Source organism: Mesorhizobium sp. B2-1-8 (assembly GCF_006442545.2).
Taxonomy (GTDB): Bacteria; Pseudomonadota; Alphaproteobacteria; order Rhizobiales; family Rhizobiaceae; genus Mesorhizobium.
This window is the reverse complement of record NZ_CP083952.1, coordinates 846,596-866,447: the sequence shown is the minus strand read 5'-3', so window position 1 is coordinate 866,447 and position 19,852 is coordinate 846,596. Positions and strand designations below refer to the sequence as shown.

General features: G+C 64.5%; 20 protein-coding genes and 1 pseudogene. 10 read left to right on the top strand and 11 right to left on the bottom strand.

Annotation, left to right across the window (positions count from 1 at the left end; translation table 11 throughout):
* Positions 1-118: 118 nt before the first annotated feature.
* Positions 119-397: a helix-turn-helix domain-containing protein gene (locus FJ970_RS04125; RefSeq protein ID WP_140765203.1), complete on the top strand. Its 279-nt coding sequence runs from the start codon at positions 119-121 to the stop codon at positions 395-397.
* 68 nt (positions 398-465) lie between these two features.
* Positions 466-2,202, top strand: coding sequence for a SulP family inorganic anion transporter (locus tag FJ970_RS04120; protein WP_140765205.1), 1,737 nt, complete (start codon positions 466-468; stop codon positions 2,200-2,202).
* On the opposite strand, the gene FJ970_RS04115 is transcribed toward FJ970_RS04120, so the two are convergent.
* Together FJ970_RS04115 and FJ970_RS04110 are read right to left on the bottom strand one after the other, a co-directional pair.
* On the bottom strand, positions 2,192-2,809 hold the full coding sequence (locus FJ970_RS04115) for a DNA-3-methyladenine glycosylase (protein ID WP_140765207.1): 618 nt from the start codon (positions 2,807-2,809) through the stop codon (positions 2,192-2,194). The two genes, FJ970_RS04120 and FJ970_RS04115, sit on opposite strands and share 11 nt — an antisense overlap.
* A 129-nt stretch (positions 2,810-2,938) precedes the next feature.
* Complete coding sequence (locus tag FJ970_RS04110; protein WP_140765209.1) at positions 2,939-3,793, bottom strand: SMP-30/gluconolactonase/LRE family protein; 855 nt, start codon at positions 3,791-3,793, stop codon at positions 2,939-2,941.
* 113 nt (positions 3,794-3,906) lie between these two features.
* Between FJ970_RS04110 and FJ970_RS04105 the strand changes: the two genes are divergently transcribed.
* Both FJ970_RS04105 and FJ970_RS04100 read left to right on the top strand, forming a co-directional pair.
* Complete coding sequence (locus tag FJ970_RS04105) at positions 3,907-4,707, top strand: helix-turn-helix domain-containing protein (RefSeq protein WP_140765211.1); 801 nt, start codon at positions 3,907-3,909, stop codon at positions 4,705-4,707.
* A 111-nt stretch (positions 4,708-4,818) separates the two neighbouring features.
* On the top strand, positions 4,819-6,195 hold the full coding sequence (locus tag FJ970_RS04100) for an adenylate/guanylate cyclase domain-containing protein (protein WP_140765213.1): 1,377 nt from the start codon (positions 4,819-4,821) through the stop codon (positions 6,193-6,195).
* Between the two features lie 76 nt (positions 6,196-6,271).
* Here the strand turns inward: FJ970_RS04100 and FJ970_RS04095 are convergent, their stop codons facing one another.
* The 3 genes and pseudogenes from FJ970_RS04095 to FJ970_RS04085 form a co-directional block, all read right to left on the bottom strand.
* A complete protein-coding gene (locus tag FJ970_RS04095; RefSeq protein WP_140765215.1) occupies positions 6,272-7,099 on the bottom strand; it encodes a YiiX/YebB-like N1pC/P60 family cysteine hydrolase in 828 nt (275 codons plus the stop codon).
* 49 nt (positions 7,100-7,148) lie between these two features.
* Positions 7,149-8,090 carry a CHAD domain-containing protein gene (locus FJ970_RS04090; RefSeq protein ID WP_140765217.1) on the bottom strand — a complete coding sequence of 314 codons (942 nt, stop codon included), beginning with the start codon at positions 8,088-8,090 and terminating at the stop codon, positions 7,149-7,151.
* A pseudogene (locus tag FJ970_RS04085) lies at positions 8,087-8,559 on the bottom strand (CYTH domain-containing protein). Before FJ970_RS04085 ends, FJ970_RS04090 begins: the two are co-directional and overlap by 4 nt.
* Before the next feature lie 91 nt (positions 8,560-8,650).
* Here FJ970_RS04085 and FJ970_RS04080 point away from each other — a divergent pair.
* From FJ970_RS04080 to FJ970_RS04065, 4 genes are read left to right on the top strand one after another with little or no spacing between them, the layout of a single operon-like run.
* Positions 8,651-9,355, top strand: coding sequence for a CerR family C-terminal domain-containing protein (locus FJ970_RS04080; protein WP_140765219.1), 705 nt, complete (start codon positions 8,651-8,653; stop codon positions 9,353-9,355).
* Positions 9,352-10,305, top strand: a complete 954-nt coding sequence (locus FJ970_RS04075) for an HlyD family secretion protein (protein ID WP_140765221.1) — start codon at positions 9,352-9,354, stop codon at positions 10,303-10,305. The genes FJ970_RS04080 and FJ970_RS04075 overlap by 4 nt, the downstream gene beginning before the upstream one ends.
* Positions 10,302-11,222, top strand: coding sequence for an ABC transporter ATP-binding protein (locus FJ970_RS04070; protein WP_140765223.1), 921 nt, complete (start codon positions 10,302-10,304; stop codon positions 11,220-11,222). The genes FJ970_RS04075 and FJ970_RS04070 overlap by 4 nt, the downstream gene beginning before the upstream one ends.
* Positions 11,219-12,355 carry an ABC transporter permease gene (locus tag FJ970_RS04065; protein ID WP_140765225.1) on the top strand — a complete coding sequence of 379 codons (1,137 nt, stop codon included), beginning with the start codon at positions 11,219-11,221 and terminating at the stop codon, positions 12,353-12,355. Before FJ970_RS04070 ends, FJ970_RS04065 begins: the two co-directional genes overlap by 4 nt.
* A 25-nt stretch (positions 12,356-12,380) precedes the next feature.
* Here the strand turns inward: FJ970_RS04065 and FJ970_RS04060 are convergent, their stop codons facing one another.
* Together FJ970_RS04060 and FJ970_RS04055 are read right to left on the bottom strand one after the other, a co-directional pair.
* Positions 12,381-13,355 (bottom strand): threonine/serine dehydratase, encoded by a 975-nt coding sequence (locus tag FJ970_RS04060; RefSeq protein ID WP_181178823.1) that lies wholly within the window; start codon positions 13,353-13,355, stop codon positions 12,381-12,383.
* Positions 13,356-13,669: 314 nt separating this feature from the next.
* Positions 13,670-13,993, bottom strand: coding sequence for a hypothetical protein (locus FJ970_RS04055; RefSeq protein ID WP_140765071.1), 324 nt, complete (start codon positions 13,991-13,993; stop codon positions 13,670-13,672).
* A gap of 172 nt (positions 13,994-14,165) precedes the next feature.
* Between FJ970_RS04055 and mbfA the strand changes: the two genes are divergently transcribed.
* A complete protein-coding gene (gene mbfA, locus FJ970_RS04050) occupies positions 14,166-15,149 on the top strand; it encodes an iron exporter MbfA (RefSeq protein WP_140765069.1) in 984 nt (327 codons plus the stop codon).
* A gap of 218 nt (positions 15,150-15,367) precedes the next feature.
* Here mbfA and FJ970_RS04045 read toward each other — a convergent pair whose 3' ends face one another.
* From FJ970_RS04045 to FJ970_RS04035, 3 genes are all read right to left on the bottom strand, one after another.
* Positions 15,368-15,712 (bottom strand): antibiotic biosynthesis monooxygenase family protein, encoded by a 345-nt coding sequence (locus tag FJ970_RS04045; protein ID WP_140765067.1) that lies wholly within the window; start codon positions 15,710-15,712, stop codon positions 15,368-15,370.
* Positions 15,709-16,041, bottom strand: a complete 333-nt coding sequence (locus FJ970_RS04040; RefSeq protein WP_140765065.1) for an NIPSNAP family protein — start codon at positions 16,039-16,041, stop codon at positions 15,709-15,711. Before FJ970_RS04040 ends, FJ970_RS04045 begins: the two co-directional genes overlap by 4 nt.
* 92 nt (positions 16,042-16,133) lie before the next feature.
* Complete coding sequence (locus FJ970_RS04035) at positions 16,134-16,349, bottom strand: DUF1127 domain-containing protein (protein ID WP_140765063.1); 216 nt, start codon at positions 16,347-16,349, stop codon at positions 16,134-16,136.
* Positions 16,350-16,418: 69 nt separating this feature from the next.
* Here FJ970_RS04035 and FJ970_RS04030 point away from each other — a divergent pair, with 69 nt between their 5' ends.
* Positions 16,419-17,093: an ArsR/SmtB family transcription factor gene (locus FJ970_RS04030; protein WP_140765061.1), complete on the top strand. Its 675-nt coding sequence runs from the start codon at positions 16,419-16,421 to the stop codon at positions 17,091-17,093.
* Between the two features lie 219 nt (positions 17,094-17,312).
* Here FJ970_RS04030 and ligD read toward each other — a convergent pair whose 3' ends face one another.
* On the bottom strand, positions 17,313-19,847 hold the full coding sequence (gene ligD, locus FJ970_RS04025) for a DNA ligase D (RefSeq protein ID WP_140765060.1): 2,535 nt from the start codon (positions 19,845-19,847) through the stop codon (positions 17,313-17,315).
* Positions 19,848-19,852: the final 5 nt, after the last annotated feature.

Below are 19,852 nucleotides of genomic sequence, written 5' to 3'. Positions count from 1 at the left end.
AGAAAAATGGACAATCTGGCGAAGACGCTTACGTCTGAAACCCTTATAATGATGCTTGAAACATCACAATGAAGGTATTATACGTTATATCAGCAGACTCAGACATGGGTTCCGGCCGATGATCACTGCCGCGCAGATGCGTGCCGCAAGGGCCTTGGCCGGCATCGACCAGAAGACGCTCGCCGAGCGCGCCGGCGTTTCGCTTCCAACCATCCAGCGCATGGAAGCGAGCGATGGCGTGGTCCGGGGCGTGGTCGATACGCTGATGAAGGTCATCCAGGCGCTCGACGAGGCAGGGGTGGAACTGATCGGCGAGAACCAGGCCAGCGAGCGAGGCGGCAGGGGCGTGCGCCTCAAGCCCGCCGTGTCGCCGGATCCCAGGGCTGAGCCGGCATAAGTCGCGACGGCGACCGCCGACAGTCCTGCCGACGATCCCGCCGCCTTTGCAGGTGCGGAAGGCAGTCCATGGATCAAGCGCGTCAGACAGTGCATCAAGCGGCCCACCAGCCGGTGAAGCCGACATTTTCCGAACTGTTCACGCCGAAGCTGGTGACAGTCTGGCGGGAGGGTTACCACCTGCCGCAATTCAAGGCGGACTTCATGTCCGGCCTGACCGTAGCCATCGTCGCGCTGCCGCTGTCGATGGCAATCGCGATCGCGTCGGGCGTGACGCCGGAACGCGGCCTCTACACCTCCATCGTCGGCGGCTTCATCATCTCGGCCTTGGGCGGCAGCCGCTTCCAGATCGGCGGCCCGGCCGGCGCCTTCATCGTGCTGGTGGCGGCAACGGTTGCGCGGGTTGGCGTCGACGGCCTGCTGCTGGCGACGATGATGGCGGGCGTCTTCCTGCTTGCGATCGGGTACCTCCGCCTCGGCACCTACATCAAATTCATTCCCTATCCGGTCACCGTCGGCTTCACCGCCGGCATTGCCGTCATCATCTTCTCCGGCCAGATCGTCGAACTGTTCGGGCTGATCCTGCCGGGCAAGGAGCCCGGACCGTTCGTGCCCAAGCTGATCGCGCTTGGCGAAGCGGCCGGCACGATCAACCCCGCCGCGACCCTGGTGGCGGTGCTGACCATCGCAACCATCGTTTTCCTGAAGCGGTGGCGGCCGAAATGGCCTTCCATGCTGATCGCCATCGGGCTTGCCTCGCTCGTCGTGGCGCTGTTTGCACTGCCGGCCGAGACGATCGGCACGCGCTATGGCGGCATCCCGCGAAGCCTGCAATGGCCTGGCCTGCCCCCGGTCAGCTTCGGCAGGATGCTCGACGTCCTGCCCGACGCCATCGCCTTCGCGCTGCTCGGCGCCATCGAATCGCTGCTGTCGGCCGTTGTAGCCGACGGCATGACGGGCCGGCGGCACCGCTCGAATTGCGAGCTGGTGGCGCAAGGCTTCGCCAACATCGCGTCCGCCCTGTTCGGCGGCGTCTGCGCCACCGGCACCATCGCCCGCACCGCCACCAATGTGCGGGCCGGCGCACACGGCCCGGTTTCGGGCATCGTCCATTCGGCCATCCTGCTGGTGCTGATGCTGGTGGCGGCGCCACTCGCCAGCTACATCCCGCTCTCGGCCCTTGCCGGCGTGCTGGCGGTGGTCTGCTGGAACATGTTCGAGAAACAGGCTTTCGTCACGCTGCTCAGGGCATCGCGCGGCGATGCGCTGGTGCTGTTGGCGACCTTCCTGATCGTCGTCTTCCGCGACCTGACCGAAGGCATCGTCGTCGGCTTCGCGCTCGGCTCGATCCTGTTCATCGATCGCATGGCGAAGTCCGTCGCCGTCGAGGCGGATCTGGCGCAGGACGATGTCGCCGACAGCGGCGCCGGCGGCTATGATTCCAGCGAGGCCGCTGACGCCGACACCGTCGTCTATCGCATCTCGGGCGCCTTCTTCTTCGGTGCCGCCTCCACCGTCGGCAGCGTGCTCGACCGCATCGCCGACCAGCGCCGCAACTTCATCCTCGACTGTTCGGCCGTGCCGCTTTTTGATTCGACGGCGGCCAATGTCATCGAAAGCGCGGCCCGCAAGGCGAGGCGCGCCGGCGTGCGCTTCATCATTTCGGGCGCCTCGCCGCGGACACGGCGCATGCTGATCAACCACGGCGTCAAGCGGCCGCTGGTGACCTATGCCGCTTCGATCCGCGATGCGCGCGCGCAGCTGGCGGGAGAACAGGAGGCGGAGCAGCCGTCCCTCAACGGTTGAGCGATCCCGGGCCGCTGACGAAAGGACTTGCCTTCAGGTAAAATCGCAGCAGGCGTTCGGCATCCTTCGAAATGCCGATCCTGATGCTCTGCCCGATTTCAGCGGGGACGTGGTCTTCGTGTGCGAGCCATAGCGGGCCTTCCCGGCAAAGGTCGATCCCGTCGAGCGATCGATCGATCCGCAATGCCGCGGCCAGCCTTCCCGGCCCGCGCGCCAGGTCGCGCAGGCGCTCGACGCCACGGTTCAGCCGCATGATAGCGATGCCTTCCAGCGGCTCCAGCGCCCGGATCAGCACGCCGGTTCCCCTGCCTTGCGTCTCGCTCGAAACGTTCAGCATGAACGAGATGCCGTAGGCGAGATAGACATAGGCGTGCCCGCGCTCGAGAAACAACGACCGGTTGCGCGGCGTCATTCCCCGAAAGCCGTGCCCGGCGGCATCGCCGACGACATAGGCCTCGGTCTCGACGATGCGGCCGCTGACCCTGCCTTCGGGCAAGTCGCGCACCACCAGCTTGCCGATGAGATCGCGGGCGAGGGCGGCCGTATCGTCCGGCAGGTCGTCCCGCGCGAGCGGCGGATGATTGTCGCTGTGGCTCACGGCATCCATGGGGCCGCTCTGATCTCGCGGTCGTCCATGGCACACCTCCCTGACCATCACCGTGGATGGACCGTCCTACCACGGCCCATCCACGGCTGTCAGCGAAGGTCGCACGGGTCGGCCCCGCGGCGGCGATTCTCAATCGATCTTCAGCGCCGCCACCTCGCCCTCGTTCATCAGTGGTACATAGAGGATCGACTTGCCGTCGGTGCCGATGTCGGCGCTGCCCGGCTTGAAATGCGCCACCGCTTCCGGCGTGCCGCCGGTCCTGTATCGGTAGAGCGTGCCGGTCATGTAGGCGGTGGCATAGATGGTGTCGCCAATGGCGACGATGCCGTCGAGGTCGGCGAACCTTTGGGCGCCCGCCAGCGGCGTTACCGTCTTGCTGGCGAGGTCTACCGACAGCAGCCCGCCCGGCTCGGCGGTGCTGAAATCGGCCTTGATGCCCTTGCCCCATGAGGCCACGATCAGCCTGCCGCCATCGGCGAAGACGCCGTTCGGCGAGGCAAGCAGCGGGTCCTTGACGAACAGATCCGGCCTTTCGCCGTCGATGCGGTAGATCGTGTCGGCCAACATGTCGGTGACATAGACCTTGCCGGACCGGTCCGATGTCATGTCGTTCAGGAAGACCGCGTTCGGCACAACGATGCTGGTGACGAGCTTGCCGCTGGCGAGGTCGACGACGCGGACCTTGGTGATGTCGGCGACATAGAGCTTGCCGCCCGATATCGCCATGCCCTTGGGCGCGTCCATGCCGTCGGTCCAGTGCTGGGTTACGATCTTGCCGTCGAGGGACAGCACGCTGAGATAACCATTGCCGTCGGCGTCGCCCGGATTGCCGACGATGTTGGAAACGATGATGCGGTCGTTGGCGGCGTCGAACAACGCCGATTCCGGCTGTTCGAGGCCCGTTGCGCGCCAGAGCTCGCCGGCCTGGGCGGGAGCGGCGATGCCGATGGCGGCGATAAAGGCAGAGGTGATGAGGCGTTTCATGTCCGGTCTCCTTTGATGATGGCGGAGACCTAGGGTTCTCGATACTTTTCGGAAAGAGTATTTGGCGTTAGTATCGAATGTCGATACGAAACCGACCGCAAGAGGTGCATCCCATGAATGGTTTGATCTTCGAGGCGTTGAAGCGGACGCTGAAGGCGAAGGGGGTCACCTATCGCGGCCTCGCCGAGCGCATGGGGGTTTCCGAGCCGACGGTGAAGCGCATCTTCCATGAGAAGAACTGCAAGCTCGACCGGCTGGTGGAGATCTGCGCCGCCGCCGGCGTCGAGCTGGAAAACGTGTTCGGCTCGATGAACCGGGGGCCGGGGCCTGTCAACCACATCGCGCCCGAGATCGAGCGCCGGCTCGCCGGCCGGCCGGCACTGCTGTTCGTCTTCGTCATGCTGTCGGAAAAATTCACGCCGGAAGGCATCATGCGCTCGCAGGGCCTGAGCGAAGCCTCGATGTTCCTCTATCTGCGCGACCTCGAGGAACTCGGCCTGATCACGCTCGGTCGTGGCCTTTCGGCGAAATTGCTGGTCGAAACGCCTATCCAGTGGAATTTCGAGGGGCCGCTCAGGCCGCTGTTCGAGATGACCAACAAGAATTTCATCGGCTGGGCGATCACCCATATCGAGCGGGAGGCGACCTTCGTCAGCTTCTCCAGGCGGATGCGGCCGGAGACGGCGGAGATGGTGCGGCGCGAGGCCGAGGAGCTGGCCGACCGCGCGAAGCTGCTGGCCCATCACGACCAGCACACCACGCCCGAGGACGGGTTGGTCGGCTACAAATGGACGTTCGCCTTCGGCGCCACGCCGTTCGAGGCGATCATGCCGATCGGCCCGCATCCGCGCGACGCCGGGGCGTTCGATCGGCCCGCCGCTCCAGCAAAGGGACGCCGCCCGTTACCGGCCTGATACAGAAAAACGAAATCACATTCATGATATAGTTCGCTCACTGATTTGTCAGATTGTAGAAGGCGGGTTTGCCGAATGCGTGACACGTCCCCGTGAAATCGAAGTGATCCTATGTCGACCGCGCCAACACTTGAACTTCGCCGCTATTCGCGCCTGAAAAATTTGCGGGCGCGTGCAGAACGCCAGGGTGCTGCATTACAGTTCTGGGCGCGTACGGCATCGCTCGCCGTGATCTCCTGCTTCTTTTCATTGACCAGCCGCTGGGATGCTTCGCTGCTCTTCGTGCTGGCGGGCCTCGTGCTGTTCCAGCTCATCGGCCTGATCCAGTTTCTCTTTGCTCGCCGTCGCACGGCGCGATGGTGGATCGGTTACCTCGCCGGTACGCTGGACATCATTCTGTTGACCGTTCTGCTGATAACGCCCAACCCGTTTTCCCTGGAGGTCGCGCCGGCCGCGATGCAACTGCGCGAGGGCAGCTTTAAATACCTGCTGATTTTCGTATGCCTTGGCGCTCTGACCCTTTCAACACGATTGGCACTCTATCTCGGCGCGCTCGCGGCCCTGACATGGGCGATCGGGGTGGGATGGGTGATTTCTCATCCGGGAACCGTAATTCCGGCGACGAACCTCTATTCGCTGCCAATGACAGAGCGACTGAACCTCTATCTCAACGCCAATTTCGTCGATACATTTGCGCAGGCGACCAACGTGTTGGTTGTGCTGATTATCGGCGCGATCATGGCGCTGGTCGTCTTTCGTTCCCGACATCTGTCGGAGGACTACGTCAAGGCAGAGCGCGCCCGCGCCAATCTCGCCCGGCATTTTTCGCCCAATGTCGTCGACCAGCTCGCCACCGATGACGAGCCCTTCGGCCCGGTCCGCCGGCAGGATATCGCGGTGCTGTTTGCCGACATCGTCGGCTTCACACACTATTCCGAGGATCATCCGGCCGAAGCAGTGTTCGAACTTCTGCGTCAGTTCCACCGTCGCATGGAACAAGTCGTTTTCGACCACCATGGCACCGTCGATAACTATATCGGCGATTGCATCATGGCGACATTCGGGGTTCCGCAAGCCAGCCATGACGACGCGACTCGGGCCATCCAATGCGCTGAAGCGATGGTCGCCGCTCTCGAAGACTGGAATGTACAGCGGGTGTCCAGGGGATACCCGCCGCTGGACGTTCGGATCGGTGCACAATATGGCGCAGTGGTCATCGGCGCGGTCGGCAGCGAGCGCAATCTGTCCTTCGCGGTGGTGGGCGACACCGTCAACGTCGCCAGCCGTTTGCAGTCGCTCTGCCGTGAGCTTCAGGTGAATATTTGCTTTGGGTCACGACTGATTGAGGCCGCGAAGGCGGAATCGCCCACGACACCGTTGAATGCGCGCGATCATGGACCGATGAGCATCCGCGGCCGGGACGAACCGGTCCATGTCTGGGTCGAACACAGAGCCGAAAACCAGGGTTCTATTGCGGTTCCGGCGTGACATAGGCCGCCATGTGAAACGCCTGCACCTCGGCGGATAGCGGTAGGCCGCGTGTCCTGACCTAGGCCGAAAGCCATCACGTGTCCGTCGCGGTTGCGCCAGCCTTTGCGGCTGCGGCGTCTGTGCTTGCCTTGTCGTCCCAGACCATTTGCCGGTAGTCGAAACCATATTCCAGCGTCGGCTTGACGATGCGGAAAAACGGCGACAGGTCGAAATCGCGCGGCGTGTAGAGCGAGTGGTGACGAATGTGCAGGATTTCCTTGCGCATATAGGTCGACTGTGCCGAGGCGCGGCCGGGCGCGTGGGTAATGTCGGGCAGGATCGGATAGCGGATCTGGCCGTAAGCCTCGGCGATCAGCGTCGAGCAGATCGCCCGGGTCGGGTTGCCGGAGCCGAAGGCCAGCATGCGGCGGCGCCAGCGCACCGGTACCGGCGGCGCCGGCAGGAAATAGCGCAGCATGTCGAAGATGTTCTTGAGATCGTATTTCAGGCCGAGCTTGCCGATCATGAAGGCAACGACCTTGTCACGGTCTTCGGGTGTCAGGCCGCTCGCCCGGCAGATGCGGGTGTTGTAGCTCCGGTACCGCGACAGCGGCACGGCGACACAGCCTCTGCCGAGCGTAACCTCGATCAGGCGCCGCCGTTCCGAGCCGTCGTCCGGTTCGGCCAATGCGTCGCCGACATAGAAGGCCGCGTGCGACCACGTCGACTGGGTCAGGTATTTGATCGCCGCCGAGATTTTCTGGTTGCCCTCGATCAGCAGGATGTCGCCCGGCTCCAGCGTGCGGCGCAGTGTTTCGGCGTCGGAAGGCGTGTAGGGCTCGTAACCCGATGATTCTTCCTGCAGCCGGCCGGCAAGCCAGCGGCCTATGCGGTCTAGGAGCGTGTCGGCGGGCTGGGTCATGACTACGCGTGACTAGCACGAGGTGGCGGGAACGGGAGGCACTGGCGCATCAGCCCACCGTCGCGTTCGCGTCTTCCTGCGCCGCGCCGGCAAGATCGTCGCGGGCCTTGCGGGCAAGCATCTTCGTCGAGCGCTTCGGGCTGTCGCCGAACAGTTCGGCCGCCTCGGCAAGGCACGCCTTCTTCAGGCCCTTTTCCGAGCGCTTGAGCAGCTTGCCGAGAAGTTTCGTATCCTCGGGCGGCCCAAGCGGCTCGCTGTCCGCCTCGAGCAGCGCACGCATGACGAACACGTCATGCAGTTCGCCGAGCCGTTCGCCCAGTTCATCGACGGCCTTGCGCCGCGCCTTGATCGGCGTCGGCCACAGCCTGCCAAGCAGCGACAGGTGCATGCCATGCGTCTTGGCCGCCTTGCGCAGGTCGTGGAAATCGTTGGCCTCGCCGTGTGCGCCTGCCTTGTCGAGCGCCTTCCTGGCACGGCGCAAGGTGGCGCGCGCGCCTTCGGCGAGCACGTCGGCGGCCTGTTCCGGCTGGTCGGGCAGGACAAGGGATTCGATGCGCTTCATGCCGTCTTCGCAGGCCGCGGTGGCCGCTCCGATCGCGGCCTGCAGCCCGGCGCCCTCATGCAAATCGTGCTGGCGGGCGATGAGCCTGTCGCGCACGGTATCGAGCCCGCCATCGGCGCTTTCCTTCGCGAAACTCGCAGCCAGCCGGTCGATGGTTTCGATCAGCGCCGTCGCCTCACGCGGGCCGGCAAGCAGCGCCGCCACATTGCGATAGCATTGGTTTTCCGTGGCGCAGAATGTTTCGTCTCCGGAACGAACGAGCCGCAGCAAGGCACGCGCGCTCTTCAGCCGCTTGCGGCATTTGTGCAGCCCCTGGTCCGGCCGTGTGCGCGCCGCATCCAGATGCAGCAGGGCCTTGCCGATTTCCTCGGCAAGGATGCGTCTGACCTCGCCGGTCAGCGGCATGCGCGGGTCTATGCGAAAGCTCATGCGGCGATCTCCGGTATCCCCCCGAGGGCGAGCGACGCGTTGTAGAACTTCTGATCGCCGGTGACTTCACGGCCGAGCCAGTCCGGCAGCATTTCGTCCGGAACGTCTTCCGGAGTCTCGAGTTCGGCCACCACAAGTCCCGCCAGTGCGCCACCAAAGACATCGACTTCATAGAGATAGCCGCGATGCCTAACATGGTGACGTGTCTTGTCGATGACACGTCCGATGGCGAAGTCCAGCATTTCCACGCCTCCTCAAGCGGGATCGGATATTCGAATTCGTCGCGCTCGCGCGCGCTGCTGCCGAATTTGAGCGTCAGTTTGGCCGAGGCTCCGTCACTGATGCGGATGCGGACGGTTCGTCCGGGTGCCATGGCGAGATAGAACTGGAGAATGCGGATATCCGCTTCCACCAGATCTCGCCATGCGGTGCTGGAGACCAGGAACTTGCGCTCGATTTCCTTGCCCATGGCCACGCACTAAAGCGGTTGCCGCGCGCGATGGCAAGACGGCGCCGCGCACAAGTTGACTTTAATCAATCGATTGATTAAAGTCTTGCCCATGACCAAATTGCCGAACGCCAAGACGCCCCGCCGCGCGGCATCGCCGGCTGAGCTGACGCGTGCCGCGCTCGTCCGGGCGGCGCTGAAACTGTTCGGGCGGCAAGGATTCGACGGCACCTCGACGCGAGAGATCGCGGCCGAGGCGGGGGCCAATATCGGCTCGATCGCCTATCATTTCGGCGGCAAGGAAGGTCTTCGCACCGCTGCCGCCGACTTTATCGTCGAGACCATTGAGGCGGTCGCCGGCCAGGCGCTCGGCAATGGACAGGCCGCGACGGCAAGCGACCCGGAGGCGGCGCGGGCGCAGCTCTTCGCGGCCCTGGAGCGGATGGTCGGCTTTGTCGTTGCCAGCCCGCAGGCCGGAGAGATCGTGCAGTTCGTGCTGCGTGAGCTGTCGCATCCGACGGCGGCGCTCGACCGCATCTATGAAGGCGTCTTCGAGCCGACGCATCGCCGGCTGTGCCTGATCTGGGAGCAGGCCACCGGCGAGCCGGCCGAAAGCGAACGGACCCGGCTCACCGTGTTCACGCTGATCGGCCAGGTCATCTATTTCCGCATCGGCCGCGAGGCGGTGATGCGCCGCATGGGCTGGCACGACATCGGTGCCGCAGAGGCCGCCAAGGTGGTGGAGGTCACCACGGACAACCTCGGCGCCATACTGGCCGCCCGAAAGGCGGCAGGGATGAAGGGATCGGGACAATGAGCTTTCTGTGTTCGCTGCCGCTCGCCGCCCAACTGTTTGGTGCCTGCGCGCCGGCGGCACCGCTCGCCGTCGGTTATGTCGAGGGCGATTACGTGCTCCTTGCGCCGATCGAGGTGGCGCAGGTCGAGACGGTGATGGTCAAGCGCGGCGACCGCGTCACGCCGGGAGCCATTGTGGTGACACTCGAAAACGCCGACGCCAAGATCGCGGTGGCGCAAGCGCAGGCGGCCCTCGCCCAGGCGCAGGCGCAACTTGCCGACCTGCAGGTCGGCAAGCGGCCGGAAGAAATCGCAGCGCTCAGAGCCCAGGTCGACATGGCCAAGGCGCAGGCCGACGACGCCAAGCGCAAATACGACCGCGCCGCCGATCTGTTCAAGCGCGGTACCGGCACCCAAGCGGACTATGACACCGCCTCGGCGACGCTGGAAACCGCCAACGCCCAGGTCGGCCAGGCGCAGGCCAATCTCGCCGTCGGTGGCCTGCCGGCGCGGACCGAGACGATCAAGGCCGCCGACAACCAGGTCAAGCAGGCGCGGGCGGAGCTGGAACAGGCGCAATGGCGCCTGTCCAAGCGCACCCTCGCCGCCCCTTCGCCCGGCCGGGTCAACGACGTCATCCGCAATCCCGGCGACACGGCGGGTCCGACCGCGCCTGTCATCTCGGTGCTTCCCGACGGCGCCGTGAAGCTCAGCGTCTACATACCGGAGACGGCCTTCTCCTCGGTCAAGGTTGGCAGCCTGCTCAGCGTCCATTGCGACGGCTGCGGCCCGGACGTGAAGGCGCGCGTCAGCTATATCTCGCCCGATCCCGAATTCACCCCGCCGGTGATCTACTCCTTGGAAAACCGGCAGAAGCTGGTCTACCTCGTCGAGGCGCGGCCGGAGGGCGATGCAGGCCCGCTGCAGCCCGGCCAGATCGTCGATGTCGATCTCGCGGATATGGGAAAATGAACGCCATCGACGTTCACGGCTTGGTCAAGCGCTTCGGCGACAAGACTGTCGTCGACCACGTGACCATGTCGGTCGCCGAGGGCGAGATCGTCGGCTTCCTCGGCCCCAACGGCTCGGGCAAGACCACCACCATCCGCATCATGTGCGGCCTGCTGACACCGGACGAAGGCGAAGGCACGGTGCTGGGCTTCAACATCCGCACCGACAGTCTCAGGATCAAGCGCGAAGTCGGCTACATGACGCAGAAATTCTCGTTCTACGAGGATCTGACGATCGGCGAAAACCTCGAATTCGTGGCGCGACTCTACCGGCTGAAGCCGGTCGAGGAGTATGTCGCCGGGACATTGGAGGATCTTGGCCTGGCGACGCGCCGCAACCAGCTGGCCGGCACCTTGTCCGGCGGCTGGAAGCAGCGGCTGGCGCTGGCCGCCTGCATCATGCACAAGCCGAAACTGCTTCTGCTCGACGAGCCGACGGCCGGCGTCGATCCGAAGGCGCGGCGCGAGTTCTGGGACGAGATCCATCGCCTGGCCAGCGGCGGGCTCACCGTGCTGGTCTCCACCCATTACATGGACGAGGCCGAGCGCTGCCACCGCATCAGCTACATCTCCTATGGCAAGATGCTGGCCACCGGCACCGTCGCCGAGGTGGTGAAGAATGCGGGCCTGACCACGTTCGTGCTGCAGGGTCCGCGGCTCGACGAGGTGGCGCAAGCGCTGCAAGGCCGCCCCGGCGTCGATCAGGTGGCGCCGTTCGGCGCCACGCTGCATGTCGTCGGTTCCGACCGCAAGAAGCTCGAGGCTGCCCTTGCCGATGTCGAGAAAGAGCACAAGGGCGTGACCGTGAAGCCCGGCGAAACCAGCCTGGAGGACGTCTTCATCCAGTTCATGTCGGGATCGAAGGACAACATGGCATGAACAGCGTCTTTTCCTTCGCCAGGCTCGGCGCCCTGCTGATCAAGGAATTCATCCAGATGCGGCGCGACCGCATCACCTTCGCCATGATGCTGGGCGTGCCGCTGATCCAGCTCGTGCTGTTCGGCTACGCCATCAACAACGACCCGAAAAGCCTGCCGGCGGCACTGGTGGCGACCAGCAGCGATCCCTACACCCGTGCCATGGTCTCGGCGCTGCAGACCACCGGCTATTACCGCTTCGATCATGTCGCGCGGAGCGCCGACGAGGCCGAGTTCCTGATGGCGCGGGGCGACGTCGCCTTCGTCGTCACCATCCCCGCCGACTTCGCCCGGCGTGTCGAGCGCGGCGACAAGCCGCAGATCCTGATCGAGGCCGACGCCACCGATCCGGCGGTCGCCAGTGGCGCCATCTCCACGCTCGGCACCATCGCCGGCCAGGCGCTGCTGAGAGCGCAGGGCATGCAGGAAGCCGCCGCCGAGGCCGCCAGGGGACAGCTCGATGTCGTCGTCCACCGGCGCTACAATCCCGAAGGCATCTCGCAATACAACATCGTGCCCGGCCTGCTCGGCGTCATCCTGCAGATGACCATGGTGATGATGACCTCGATCGCGCTGACGCGCGAGACCGAGCGCGGCACGATGGAGAACCTCTTGGCGATGCCGTCGAGCCCGCTGGAGATCATGATGGGCAAGGTGCTGCCCTACCTGGCGGTCGGGGCGGTGCAGGTGGTGGTGGTGCTGGCGGCGTCGAAGCTTCTGTTCGCCATCCCGTTCACCGGCTCGATGACGCTGCTTCTGTCGGCGGTGCTGGTGTTCGTGCTGTCGCTGGTGCTGCTCGGCTACACGATCTCGACCATCGCGCGCACGCAGATGCAGGCGCTTCAGCTCACCTTCTTCTTCTTCCTGCCCTCGATCATGCTGTCTGGCTTCATGTTCCCCTATCGCGGCATGCCGGACTGGGCACAGACCTTCGGCGAGATTTTTCCGCTGACGCATTTCCTGCGCATCACCCGCGCGGTGATGCTCAAGGGCGCCCAACTGCCGGCGGTGGCGACCGAGATCGGCTGGCTGGTGGTCTTCGTCGCGCTGTTCGCCGGCGTGGCGCTGGTGCGCTTCAGGCGCACGCTGGACTGACGAGGTCCTCGCCAAGCCCGCCGCCCTACGCCGCCATAATCCCGGCATAGGTGGCGAAATCGACATTGCCGCCGGACAGCACCACGGCGACGCATTTGCCCGACAGCTCGATCTCGCCCGATGACAGCGCCGCGAGCGCGACGCAGCCGCCGGGCTCGACCACCAGCTTCAGGTAGGCCATGGCGTCGCGCATCGCCTGTGCGGTCGCCTTGTCGGAGACCGCGATGGCGCCGGTGAGGTTGCGGCGGTTGATCTCGAAGGTGATGACGCCCGGCTCGGCGGTCAGGATCGCGTCGCAGATCGAACTGTGGCCCGGCTCGTTCGAAACCCTGGCGCCCGCCGCCAGCGAGCGGCGCGTGTCGTCGAAATGCTCGGGCTCGACCGCCCAGATCGCGGTGCCGGGCGAGGCATCCTTGACCGCGACGGAAATGCCGCTGGTCAGGCCGCCGCCGCCACAGGGGACGACGACCGCGTTGAGCGATACACCCAGCGCCCGCGCCTGCTTGACCAGCTCCAGTCCGATCGTGCCCTGTCCGGCGATGATGGCCGGATCGTCGAAGGGCGGCACCAGCGCCATGCCCTTGTCGAGATAGGGGCGAACCACCGTCATGCGGTCGTCCTTGAAACGGTCGAAGGGCACCACCTCGGCGCCCATCTTGCGGACATTGGCGATCTTCATGTCAGGCGCATCCGCCGGCATGGCGATGACCGCCTTGACGCCGAACATGGCGGCGGAAGCCGCCACGCCTTGCGCATGGTTGCCCGAGGAAAAGGCGACGACGCCACGGGAGCGCTCCGCCTCGCTCAGCGAGGACAGCTTGTTGTAGGCGCCGCGGAACTTGAACGAGCCGGTGCGCTGCAGCGTCTCCGGCTTGAACAGGATGCGGCCGCCGAAGCGCCGGTTCAGCTCCTGCGATTCGATGAGCGGTGTCTCGACGATCAGGCCCGAAAGGCGCGCGGCGGCGGCGTGGATGTCGGCGATGCCGGGAGGGGTGGTCATGGCGATCCTGTGGCGATGCGATCCGGCCATGGTGCACGGAAAGGCTCTCGCGATGCCAACGAAAAGATGTGACCGGGACAAATTTAGCGATTGTGATCAAGATACAAATGTAGCCAGCGATGCCGGCGGGACAGCGCCCCCCTCTGCCCTGCCGGGCATCTCCCCCTCGAGGGGGGAGATTGGCAGCTCCGATCGCGGCACTTTTTTCCGGCGTTGAAAATTGGCGAAAGCCGTCGTGACATCCGATCTCCCCCCTTGAGGGGGAGATGGCCGGCAGGCCAGAGGGGGGCGCTGTCCCGCCAGCGTATCGCAATTCAACCCAACAACGTCCGCTGCCTTTTTGTCCCGCCCAGCTTGCGCCAGCTGTTGAACCGATGCGTGGCGGCGGCGAACGAGATCTTCATCTGCTGGGCCACCGAATAGCGCGACTTGCCTTCGTCGAACATGCGGTAGCAGCACTCGACGCCTTCCTCGGTCAGCTTGCCGTCCGGCGCCTTGTTGTGCGGGTTGGCGGGGTCGAATTTCTCGACCTGTTGCTCGACCAGGCCTTTCAGGCGTTGCAGGTCGGCCTCGATGCTGGCGATGAGATCGAGGACCGGTTTCGGGTCATAGGCGTGCGGAGGCTTCTTGGCCGTCATCAGCTCGTTCCTTTCATGGCTTGGTCCGATATATAGGTGAACATTCACTGCTAATGAAGAGCGATGCCCTGAACCGGGGCTTCAACTATTCTTGACCACGGCCAAGCGGGCGATTGACCATGCACGCCGTAAACCCTAGTTTAGAACAATTCTAAACTAGGGTGATTTCCTCATGCTTTCCCGTGTTTTCGGCTTCGGCCGCCGCCCCTTCGAATCGCTTTCCGAAAAGGAAATCCTGGCGCTGGCCATATCGTCGGAGGAAGATGATGGGCGCATCTACCGGGCCTACGCGGACGGACTGGCCGAGAGTTTCCCGCAATCGGCCAAACTGTTCGAGGCGATGGCCGAGGAGGAAGACGGCCATCGCGACTCACTGATCGAACTCTTTCGCAAGCGTTTCGGCGAGCGCATTCCGTTGATCCGCCGTGAACATGTGAAGGGCTACTATGAGCGCAAGCCGGACTGGCTGGTGCGGCCGCTCGGCATCGAGGCCGTGCGCCGCCAGGCCGAGGCGATGGAGCGGCAGGCCTACCTGTTCTATGTCGAGGCCGCCAAGCGCACCACCGATGCCTCGACACGAAAACTGCTCAATGATCTGGCGTTGGTCGAACAAGGCCACGAGACGCTTGCGCAGCGCCTCGAGCACAAGCATGTGCCGGGTGACGTGAAGGATGAAGAGGCCGCCGCCGAGCAGCGCCAGTTCATCCTCACCTATGTGCAGCCGGGCTTGGCCGGATTGATGGATGGATCGGTGTCGACGCTGGCGCCGATCTTCGCCGCCGCCTTCGCCACGCATGACACCTGGCAGACGCTTCTGGTCGGCCTCGCCGCCTCGATCGGCGCCGGCATCTCGATGGGCTTCACCGAAGTCGCCTCCGACGATGGCAAGCTGTCCGGGCGCGGATCACCGATCAAGCGCGGCCTGACCGTCGGGGTCATGACGGCGTCGGGTGGGCTTGGCCACGCATTGCCCTATCTCATCCCGCATTTCTGGACGGCGACCGGCGTCGCCGCCGTGGTGGTGTTCTTCGAATTGTGGGCCATCGCATTCGTCCAGAACCGCTACATGCAGACCCCGTTCCTGCGCGCCGCCTTCCAGGTGGTTCTGGGCGGCGCCCTGGTGTTCGCGGCGGGTGTGCTGATCGGGAATGCTTAGACAAAGTGGCGAAGGACAGCGCTGCCCCTCATTGTCCTGCCGGACATTTCTCCCCGTATAGAGACGGGGAGAAAGGGCAGCTTCTGCGCGCGCGCTCTTTCCGGCCGCGCTGGTGACTGGCGAAACCATCGATGACAGCGCCCCTCTCCCCGTGACTATACGGGGAGAGGATGCCGGCAGGCAGGTAGGGGCGGCGCCAACATCAACCCCAATAGCCCTCACCCATTCACCGCCCGGCTGTCCGCCGGCGCCTCGTCTCTCTCGGTCAGCCCATAATCCCGCACCACATGGGCGATCCGCAATCTATAGCCGGCAAAGATACCGCCGCGCCCTGCCTTCTGCGCCTGCCGGTGTTCTTCCGTATTGCGCCAGGCCTTGACCGCCTCCTCGTCACGCCAGAATGACAGCGACAGGACCCGGTTCGGGTCGGCCAGGCTCTGGAAGCGCTCGATCGAGATGAAGCCATCGATGCCGTCGAGCAGCGGCCGCAGATCGGCGGCGATGCTCAGATAGGCCTCGCGCCGGCCCTGTGCGGGCTGCACCTCGAAGATGACGGCGATCATACCTTCACCAGCGGCGCATGCGGACCGGAAGCCAGTTTCAGGAACATGCGATCCTCCCTGAGGATGAAGCGTTCACGGCGGGCGAACTCGTAGTTTGCCTTGCCGGCGGGGTCGGCGGCAAGCCGGGCGCGATAGGCCTCGTAGGCGGCAAGGTTTTCGATATTGTAGGCGGCATAGGCCGTCGTGGCCGAGCCCTCGTGCGGCGCGAAATAGCCGATCAGATCGGCGCCACAGCGCGGAATGGCCTGGCCCCAGTTGCGGGCATACTCCTCGAAGGCGGCCTTGCCGAACGGGTCGATCTCATAGCGGATGAAGCAGGTGATGGTCATCTCGGTCTCTCCTTGAAGAGTGTTTTCGCGTCGATGGTTCGAGCGGCGTCGAAACGTTGTATCGTCCGATCTGCTAGGCAAATGTCCTGGCGTCACGCCTGCCAGAAGGATTTCGCGCATTCGCGGCGCACGTCCTGCCGTGTCAGGCCGAGGTCGCGCAGCAGGTGGTCGTCGATCTCGCAGAGATCGCGGCGCTGCAAATGGCGGTCATACCAGCGGGCCAGCAGCCGCGAGCGGACCCAGATGATGAACGGGAACGATTGGCGGCGGGGCAACGGCGCAGGGGCGGAAGCGGTTCGTGCGGTCATCGTCATCTCCTTGATCTGGTCGGAGAATAGTGGTTTATCTGACAAGAATGCTTCGATGAGGACCGAACTATGCGTGAAGGACCCGACATTGCCCGCATCGCCAGCCTGGTCGGTGACCCGGCCCGCGCCAACATGCTGAACGCCCTGATGGGCGGCACGGCATTGACGGCGAGCGAACTGGCGCTGGAGGCCGGCGTGTCGTTGCCGACCGCGTCCTCGCATCTGTCCAAACTGATGGAGGGTGGGTTGCTGACCTTGGCCAGCCAGGGCCGGCATCGTTATTACGGGCTGGCCGGCCCGCAAGTGGCCGGCATGATCGAAGCCATCACCGGTGTGGCTGAAGCCGTTGGCCCCAAGCGCGTGCGGCCGGGCCCCCGCGACGGCGCGATGCGCATCGCGCGCGTCTGCTACGATCACCTTGCCGGCGAGCAGGCCGTTGCGATGCTGGATCGCCTTGTCGATAGAAACATACTGGTCCGCGATGACAAGGAGATCAGGCTCGGGCCCTCCGCGGCCTCGCACTTCGCGGCGATCGGCATCGACGTCTACACCAAGCCGCGGCGGCCGGTGTGCCGCGCCTGCCTCGACTGGAGCGTGCGGCGCTCGCACCTCGCAGGCACACTGGGCGCCGCCATCCTCGACAAGATCCTTGCCGAGAAATGGGCGCGCCGCCAGAAGGACAGTCGCGCGGTGATTTTTTCACCGCCGGGCAAGCAGGCGTTCGAGAGGGTGTTTTTGGCCTGAGAGGTCGGCGGCGCTCCTTTAGCGATGCCGGCGGGACAGCGCCCCCTCTGCCCTGCCGAGCATCTCCCCTCAAGGGGGGAGATCGGATGTGACGACAGCTTTCGCCAATTTCCAACATCGGAAAGAAAGTTCCGGCATCGAAACCGCCAATCTCCCCCCTTGAGGGGGAGATGTCCGGCAGGACAGAGGGGGGTGGTGCCCCACGGCGTTGAAGTCGAGTTAGCCCCGCTTCAACAGCTTGCCCTTCTTGAAGAAATCCACCCACGGGTCGGCTTCCGAGAGCCGCTTCAGCGTCGTCTTGTCGCCGATCGGAAAGGCGTTTGGCGGCAGGCCGGCCTCGATCTCGGCCCAGGTCACCGGCATCGACACAGTCGCGCCCTTCTTGGCCCGCGACGAGTATGGTGCGACGGTGGTCGCGCCGCTGCCATTGCGCAGATAGTCGACGAAAATTTTTCCGGTGCGCGCCTTCTTCGACAGCGTCGCCGTGTAGCGGTCCGGCGCGCCTTGCTCCAGCGCCCCGGCGAAATCATGGGCGAAAGCTTTGACCTCGGCCCAATCCGCCGATGGTTTCAGCGGCACCATGACATGAAAGCCCTTGCCGCCGGATGTCTTGACGAAATTGGGCAGCGACAGCTCGTCGAGCTTGGCCCTGATGTCGAGCGCCGCCTCGCGGACCGCCTTCACATCGACGCCTTCGTCGGGGTCGAGGTCGAAGACGATCTGGTCCGGCTGTTCAAGCTTGTCGATCGTGCAGCCCCAGATGTGGATCTCGACCACGCCGAGCTGGACCAGCGCCGCGATGCCGTCGAAATCGCGGATGAACAGGATTTCCTCGCCATCCGTGGGATCCTTCGTCTTCTCGATCTTCGCATGCATGCCGGCCGAGGCATGCTTCTGGAAGAAGCGCTGGCCGCCGACGCCATCCGGCGCCCTGACCAGGCTGAGCGGACGATCGACCACGAATTGCTTCATGCGTGGCCATACCAGCGCGTAATGATCGAGCAGGGCCTGTTTCGAGATCTTTTCGTCTGGCCACAGAAGCTTGTCCGGATGGGATAATTTCACCGTGGTTTTCGCCGTTCCTGCCGTATCGGCGCTGCTTGCCGCCGGCCTGGCCTTGGCCGGGCCCTTGCCTATCGCTGGCTTGCCCGTCGCTGTCTTGGGTGTCGCCGCCTTGGGCTTTTCCTGCACGACTTCCTCCGCCGGCTTGTCCTCGCGCAGCCCCTGGAACGAGGCATGGCGTATTATACGGTCCGACGTCCAGCTGCGAAACTCCACTTCGCCGACCAGTTCCGGCTTGACCCAGACCAAGCCCTTGCCCTTCGGCACGGCGGCATCGAAGGGCGAGGCGTCGGCCTTCAGCGCATCGAGCCTCTTCTTCAGGTCGTTGGCGCCCTTGGTGGAGAAGCCGGTGCCGACCCGGCCGGCATAGTGCAGGCTGCCGTCTTCGAAATAGCCGACCAGCAGGGAGCGCAGGCCGCGTCCGGTCTTGTCCGACGGCAGATAGCCGCCGATGACGAATTCCTGTCGTGCCGTGCATTTCGATTTGACCCATGCCGGACCGCGGCCGCTGCGGTAGGGCGCATCGGCGCGTTTCGAGACGACGCCTTCCAGCCCCATGCGGCAGGCATGTTCCAGTATGATCTTGCCGGGTTCGGCAAAATGGTCGGAGAAACGCAGCGCCGCGGTGTCGGCCCTCTCGCCGAGCAGGTCCTGCAAGGCCTGTTTGCGCTCGACAAGCGGTTCGCGGCGCAAATCCTTGCCGTCGAGCCGCATCAGGTCGAAGACATAGTAGAGGAAGCGGTTCGTCCGCTTCGCCGACAAATCCTGCTGCAACAGCGCGAAGGACGACACGCCGCTATCGGCCAGCACGACGATCTCGCCGTCGATGATGGCATCGCTGCATTTCAGCCCAGCGAGTTCGGCCGCGATCTCGTCGCCGAATTTTTCCGTCCAGTCGAGACCGGTGCGGGTCAGGAGCCGAACGTCGGTGCCGGCGATCTGCGCCTGCATGCGATAGCCGTCGAACTTCACCTCATGCAGCCAGTCCTGGCCCGACGGTGCATCCCGCTCCAGCGTGGCGAGCTGCGGCTCGATGAAGTCGAGTTTCCTGGCCCCAGCCTTCGCCTTGCCGGCGGCCGGCTTGTTGGAGTGCCAGACTTTGGGTTTCTCGCCCTTGGCCGCCTTGCCTTCGCCGACCTCCTCGATCGTCAGGCCTGATTTCACCGACTTCGGCTCGTCCTCCAGAACATCCTCGCCGGGGCGTGCGGCGGCATCGTCGGACTTGATCAGCAGCCAGTTGTCGCGCTTTTCGCCCGGGCGCGGCCGCAACCGTACCAGATGCCATTTGCCATGCAGCTTGTGGCCCTCGAGCTCGAAATTGATATGGCCCTTCTTCATCATCTTCGCGGGATCGCCTTCGGGCGCCCAGGTGCCTTCGTCCCAGACGAGCACCGAGCCTCCGCCATATTCGCCCTTGGGGATGGTGCCTTCGAAGCCGGCATAGTCGATGGGATGATCCTCGACATGCACGGCGAGCCGCTTTTCGTGCGGGTCGAGGCTAGGACCGCGCGTCACCGCCCAGCTCCACAGCACGCCGTCATGCTCGAGGCGAAAATCGTAATGCAGCCTTGTGGCGGCGTGCTTCTGGATGACGAAGATACCGCCGGTCTTCTTCCCGCGCGCAACCTTGCCGGTCGGCTCGGCGGTCTTCTTGAAGTCTCGCTTCGAATGATACTGTTCGAGGCTGGCCATCTCGT